A 6712-nucleotide genomic window follows, 5' to 3' on the forward strand; every position below is an offset into this window, starting at 1 on the left:
TTCTTCCCCCCCCCCCCCTCCCTTCCTCTCCCCCCCCCCCCCCCCCCCCCCCCCCCCCCCCCCCCCCCCCCCCCCCCCCCCACGGTCATGGGCGCACGGTCAGTTCCAGTCGATGACGATCCGGTTCAGGGGCGTGTCGACGGTGAACCGGCCGGGACGTTCCTCGGGGGCCAGGGTCTGCAGGGACTGGAGCTCGAAGTCGGGCTTCCGGCTGCGGTAGTTGTGGTCCCAGGTGCGGATCGCGTCGGCGACCTTGGCGGCGAGCTCGTCGCTGCCGGGGCCGTGGCCGATGACGCCGAACTCCCACAGCTTGCCGCCCTCGGGGGTGGTCTGGTCCGAGAGGCGCCGCGCGAGGTAGGTCAGGGCGCCCTTGTCGATGACCGCGGTGGAGGAGGGGTAGGGGTCCTCGGTGAGGGTGGTGCCCTTCGCGGCGGCCGGGAACAGCATCCGGATGAGGCCGGAGTCGAAGGAGCAGCTGACGAAGAGCTCCATCCACTCGGGCGATTCCATGGCGCGGACCGTCATGCCGGTCCATTCCTCGACCCGCGGTTCTTCGAGTACGCGGGCAAGCGCCTCGGCGTCGATGGGGGTTCCGGCCGGCGCCTGCAGGCGTACGGTCCCGTCCGCGGTGAGGGGGATGATCCGCCGGTCGTCGTCGGCGATGCCGCGGCGCAGCGGCATGAAGGTGTTCATCTCGCTGCTGAGGGACACCCATCGGCCGTCTCGGCGCTCGTAGACGATGGAGCGGGAGACGCTGCCCTTGAGCCGCTGGGGAACGACGAGCCGTCCGCCCGGCGCGAGTTGGTCGAGCCAGGCGTGCGGGATGCCGTGGGCGCCGACGGTGGCGATGATCCGGTCGTACGGCGCTCCGTCGGCGTGGCCGATGGCTCCGTCGCGGGTCAGGGCTTCGACGTTGGTGTACCCGGCGGCGGCCAGGTGTTTACGGGCGCCGTCGACCAGGTCGTCGTCGACGTCGATGGTGGTGACGTGACCGGTGTCGCCGACGAGGTGGGCGATGAGGGCAGCGTTGTAGCCGGTGCCGGCGCCGAGTTCGAGGATGCGTTCGCCGGGCTGGGCGTCGAGCTGGTCGAGCATGAGGGCGACGACGGCGGGCTGGGAGGCGCAGGAGATGGACGTGCCGTCGGTGTCGTACTTCACGTGGACCGGCTGGTTGGCATAGGCCTCCTCGATCGAGGCGTCGGGCACGAAAAGGTGCCGGGGCACGGTGCGCAGCGCGGCCTCGGCGGCCGGGTTGGTGGCGTGGCCCTCCTTGCGGATCTGGTCGACGAGGGCGTTGCGGAGCTGTTCCGCGGTGGCGTCGGGGGTGGTGAGCGTGTCGGTGTTCACCGATCCGACGCTATCGGCGGCCGGGTTGCTGGCGGGGGTGGTTGCGGGGGTGTCACTCGTTCCCATGATGGCCTTTCGGGCGAGGGTAGACAGGGCGCTTTGGTCCTCCAGGGGGAGACCGGCCCGGTTGAAGTGGAAGATCACGTGGTGGGCGAGGACAGCTCTCAGGCCTCGGAGCAGCCGGCCTTCGTGGTTGAGGACGGCGAGTGCGGTCCCGGCCCTTGCGAAGGCGCGAACCCAGTCGGCGTGTCCGTGGAGCGGGCCGTCCTCCCGGCAAAGGCTGCGGGCGTCGACGGTCAGCAGGGAGTACATGGCCGCGTCCAGCTCGGAGGCGAGGATCGGCGGGGCGGGACGTTCGGCGGCGACCTTGTCCCAGACGTCACCCTGCTCGTACCAGTCGAGGCCGGCGGCGCGCATCATCGCACTGACAAGGAGGACGGCGGTCTCGCGGCGGCCGAGGTGTCCGGCCTGGACGGGGTATGTCAGCAGGTGGCGGCTGTCGGTGTGGAACAGCTCGTGGGCCGCGTCCATGGCCTCGGTCCCGCCGAACGCCAGGGTCTCGGGTTCGTAGATGGTGGGATTCCACTGCAGGACCTGATCGGCTTGGACGAGTTCGCTGAGGGCCTCCCACAGGGTGGGGGTCTCGTCGCCGGCGGTGCGCACGCGCAGCTTCCACGGCTGCTTGTTCATGAACCACCAGGTGGAAATCTCCCCGCGGTCCTCGGCCATGATCAGGGCGGGGCCGAGCGTCTGGGGGATCGCCTGCTGTGCGGTGGCGCGGTCGGCGAAGGTGACGTTGATCTGGTGCCAGGTGCCCTGCATCGGTGAGGTCCTTCATGTGGATGTGCGGTGGGTGGCTCGGTGGGGCTGTCCTCGTGCGGTGCGTCGTTTCAGGCGATGAGCAGGCAGCTGTCCCAGGACGTTCGGGGCGGCGCGTTGGTGGCCGGGGCTAGGAGGGCCAGGGCGATACCCGAGGCGCCGTCGAGGAGTCCCGGGTCGGGTTCCTGCGTGTGGAGAAGCCCGGTTGCGGCGGTGGCCGGGTCGCTGCCAGGTGGGTGCACGGCTGACAGGAGCGCGGGGAGTACGGCCCGGAGCTGGTCGGCGGTGGTGGGCAAGGCGTCCGAGGCGGCCCGGGCGGCGATGTGGGCGAGGCCTGCGAAGCCGTGGCACAGTCCGCTGTCGGTGGTCGTGTGGAGCTGCTCCGGGTCGGTCAGCGCTGCCAGGAGGCCGTGTTCGGCGGCGAGCTGTCGTGTTTGGTCGCCGAGGGCGATGGCGGCGAGCTGCTGGGCGCGGGCGAGACCGGCGGTGCCGTAGCACCAGGACGGGCGTTGCGGCCCCACGGGCAGGTGGCCTGTGGGCAGAGCGGGAAGGGTTACCCAGTACGGCCAGGCCGGTCCCCGGCCGATGTTGACCTCCCAGCGGTCCAGCCAGTCCAGGATGCTGCGGATGGCCTCTCGGTGCCCGGCGGCCATGGTCCCGTGGTGCGCGGCGAGCGCGAGGAGGGCAAGGACTCCTCCGATGCCGTGGGCGACGCCGGTGTTGGCGTGCCCGTCGGGGTAGCGGTCGTCGGGCCGGCCGGATGGGCCGGAGGCGGTCCACCATCCGGGCACGGTCTCGCCCCGGTGGGTGAGCGGCTGGGTGAGCTGGATCAGGTAGTCGAGGATCGCGCGAACGATGTCGCTGTCTGGGCGGCGGCGAAGGAGGTATGCCCCGTAGCCGGTGAGACCGCGGATCGCGTCGAACTCGGCGAGCGCTGGCAGTTGGCCGGCCTCGATGCGCTGTTCGGCGGCGGCCAGGCGGCGGCGAGCGTCCGTGACCATCTGCCGGTCCAAGGAGTCGAGGGCGGCCCCGTAGGCCCCGGGGAGGCGTTCGGCCGCGCACGCAAGGGTGTGGGCAAACGCCGGCGCCCCGTAGAAGGGGTGGCTGTCGGCCCCGGTGGTCAGCGGCTGCCCGGCCGTGGCGGAGAGCCAGGCGTGGGCGCGGTCCCACGGGCCGAGGTCGGCGGCGGCGAGTTCGATGTGCAGCAGCGCGATACCGGGAACGCCGTGGCCGAGGGACTGCCTGCGCCAGTCGGAGGCGGCCACCGCGCCGACGGAGGTGGCGGGGTAGGCGAGCCGGTCGGCGATTTCCCGGGCGAGGCCGAGGGCGGGGTGGAGCATCAACGGGACCTCCTGGCGGTCCAGGCGAGGGCTGCGGCTCGCGTGAGGTAGAGACAGAGGGCTTCCTCGGGGAAGTCGACGGCGACGGCGCGTACGAAGTGGACGTGGAGCAGGGAGGTCAGCACGTCGTCAGCGTCGATGCCCTGGGTGTCGGGGCCGGGGAGGTGGCGCCGGTACGAGGCCAGGGCCTCTTTGCGGTCGCTCCATGCCCGGACGATCTCCTCGCCGCCGGGGACGGACCGCAGGGCTGCCCAGTCGTCGTTCGGATTGGCGAGCGCGACGGCCTCGGCGAACTCGGGGCGGGCCACCGGTGCCGGGGGCGCGGATGGGATGTGGTTGATCAGCCATGCCATCGCCTCCTCCGTGCTGCCGAGATAAGCGGAGGCGATGGCCACGGTGTGCGCGGCGACCAGCACCCGCCGCGACGGTCGGGGCGTCGGGTTGAGCTGGGCGAGGACGGCGCGGGAGTCGGCGCGGAAGACCTCTTCGGCTGCGGACCAGGCCGGCCCCTCGCCCCACCGGCCCATCTCCGGATAGGAGGTGGCATAGCGCAGGTCCGACAGCAGCCCGGCCCGCCGGAGCTCGTCCGCCCACGCGCTAACCGTGCCGGCCGTGGTGGCGAAGGCGTCCGCGGTGGGCAGGGCGAACCTCAACCGCAGGTGCTGATGGGGGTCGCGGAACCGTACGAACCACCAGGGTGGGGCGCCGAGTCGGTCGAGGAGGTCCGGCAGGTGCTCCCCGAGCAGGGTGTCCTGGCGGCGCATGTCCCCGTACAGGCTGGCCAGAAGAACCGGTGAGACGGCGGGGGTGTGGACCAGGTCCCGCCGAACAGTCCGGGCGGACGTGGGCTTGGGCAGGCGGGGCCAGGCCGGCGGTCGGCTGGCCTTGAGCGGGACGACGATCTCGTGTGCCCGGCCGGCGCACCAGCCCAGCTCGGCCGCGGTTGGAGCCTCGGCGACCGTGACCGCGCCGGCCCGGTCCAGGTCCTCGCGCAGCAGCGCCCTGTGCGCAGGGACGGTGAGGTCGAGCGGTAGCAGCCGGTCGCCACGGCCGATGTGCACGGTGAGGGGGAGCCGACGTGCGGCCCGCCAGGTGCCGAACGCGGCGTCCCAGTCCTCCCACGAGCGATTCGCGGCCGGAAGCTCGCTGGCGTCCAGCTGCCAGCGAGCTGGCGCCAGGATGATCCGGCCGGACCGCAGACGGGGGAGGTAGGGCAGTTGGGCGGCGGCTCCCCAGTCGAACACGGCGACCTGCGCGTACTGGGCGCGGCTCAGCTCGGTCAGGAACCGGGCCAGGGGCGGGGTGTGGGTGTTCAGGTTCAGCGCGTGCATCCCCACCGCCTCCACGCGGTGCCCGTGGCCCGGGGCTGCGAGGTACATGCGGCGGCCGTCGCAGCCCACCGCCAGGTCCTCGACGGTCAGCACGTCGTCGGCCGGGGGGCGGTGCTCGGCCAGGCTGATCACGGCGGGCAGCACAAGCGGCGTTCGGGTGACATGGGCGCTGTCCGGCAAGAGCGGAGGGAACGACAACTGCATGGCGACTGTGTCGGGGTCGGAAGCCGGAAGCGCAGTCAGGTCGTTGGTCAAGGCCTGTCGCTGCGCCGGGTCGAGCACGGACAGGAACCGGCCCGTGCCGACCCCGGCGCCCCGCGAAACGCTGACTACCTCCAGGCGAAAGTCGCCCCGGTCGAGCGCCCCGGCCTCGGGCGCGCGGAGCCGGAACCCAATCTCAAGGTGGGGCGGGAGACGTGCCGGTTCGCTGCCCACGGTCAGGGCCTCGATCGTGGCCTTGTCGAGGAGCACCTCGCGGCGGCCGTCGAGGGCAGCCTGCTGCGCCAGGCCCAGCAGGACTCGGTCACGGTCCGTCAACCGCGGTTTGTGCTCGGCAGGCCCGGTCCCCGGGTATCCCTTGGGGTAGCCGATGCCGCTGTCGGCGACCACGTCGAGCACCGGAACCGTCGACCCGATGCCAAACCGCTCGTAAAACCGCATGTGGTAGGCCTTCCAGTCCGCCGTCCCGAACGGCGCGGGGCTCACACGGGCCAGAAGCAGCGCGGCGCGCTCCGCCTCCTGCGCCACCGTGGCCGGCAACACGACGGTCGCGGTCAGCCGGGTGTCCACGGCAACTGGGTGCCGGCGCAGGCCAGGCGCCAGGGCACGCATCCGAGCACCGGCGAGCTCGTGCCTGCCGATGTGCTGCAGGTCAGCGTGGGCAGCCCGAAGGCTGGCGATGGTCTCAGAGACACCCACGACTTCGTCGGCCCTGGCGGCCTCGAGCTGGGCCAACAGGTAGCCGAGCGCGTCGGTTTCGGTGCTCGGCGCGTGCAGGGAGGTGATCAGGACGCGGACTCGGAGCAGCTCCCGCACGAATCCGTCGACCGTGGCCTTCCCTACTGCGGGGAAATCCGCCATGACCTTCGCAATGACGTTCCCGATCGAGGTGGGCGTCCGGGCGGATGTGAGCACGGTGGCTACGGGGCCGGTCAGGCGGACCGATGCTTCGACGGCGCGCTGCTGGTCTGCTCGGGTGTCGGCCTGGTAGGGGACGATGAGACGGTTCCCGCGTTCGGCGAGGGTGGTGTTGGTGACCACCGGAAGCCGCTCCAGCAGCTCGGGCACGGCTTCCAACCGGGCGATGATCTGTTCCACCCACTCCGCGGAAGCACGGGCCATCGGCAGGTGTTCGAGGCCCCAGTCCGCGCGAGCTGGACCGTCTAACGCCGCGGTGGTCACGCCAGCGAAGTGTCCGAAGGGCGTGGGCCGGCCGTGCGCCCGCAGCAGGTACCGAGCCACCGAGAGTGCGGCCCGTCGTGCGTCGTGCGGCCGGGGCTGTTCAGCAGCGAGGAGGCCGTCGACCTCCCGGCCCAGTGCCGGACTGGCGTGCCATAACGCTTTCCCGGTGTCCGTGTCGCGGACCGCACGCAGCCAAGGAATGTGCCCGGCGGAGGCATCGGGGGAGCGGTCGGTCAGGTCAGGCCAGGGCAGCAGCGGAGGGGTGGGGGACGCCACTGCGCGCACGAGCGCCGTCCGGCCGGAGCGGAATGCGGGGCTTGCCACCTGTACCTCCGTGAAGCGTATATGTGTCGGGTATGGCCGGGGGGGGGGGGGGGGGGGGGGGGGAGGGGGGGGGGAGGGGGGGGGGGGGGGGGGGGGGGGGGGTGGGGGGGGGGGGGGGGGGGGAAGGGGGGGGAGAGAGGAAAGCGGAAG

At 72.3% G+C, this 6712-nt stretch carries 3 protein-coding genes; all 3 read right to left on the minus strand.

Annotated elements, in window-relative coordinates; all coding sequences use genetic code 11:
• Window positions 1-99: 99 nt before the first annotated feature.
• Complete coding sequence (gene fxlM, locus AC07A6_RS01200) at window positions 100-2169, minus strand: methyltransferase, FxLD system (RefSeq protein WP_478775565.1); 2070 nt, start codon at window positions 2167-2169, stop codon at window positions 100-102.
• A gap of 68 nt (window positions 2170-2237) precedes the next feature.
• On the minus strand, window positions 2238-3509 hold the full coding sequence (locus AC07A6_RS01205; RefSeq protein ID WP_478775566.1) for a lanthionine synthetase C family protein: 1272 nt from the start codon (window positions 3507-3509) through the stop codon (window positions 2238-2240).
• The gene (locus tag AC07A6_RS01210) at window positions 3506-6439 is read right to left on the minus strand and encodes a lantibiotic dehydratase (RefSeq protein WP_478775633.1); all 2934 of its coding nucleotides are present in this window, start codon (window positions 6437-6439) and stop codon (window positions 3506-3508) included. The genes AC07A6_RS01205 and AC07A6_RS01210 overlap by 4 nt, the downstream gene beginning before the upstream one ends.
• Window positions 6440-6712: the final 273 nt, after the last annotated feature.

Source organism: Streptomyces sp. NPDC044002, from assembly GCF_056434525.1.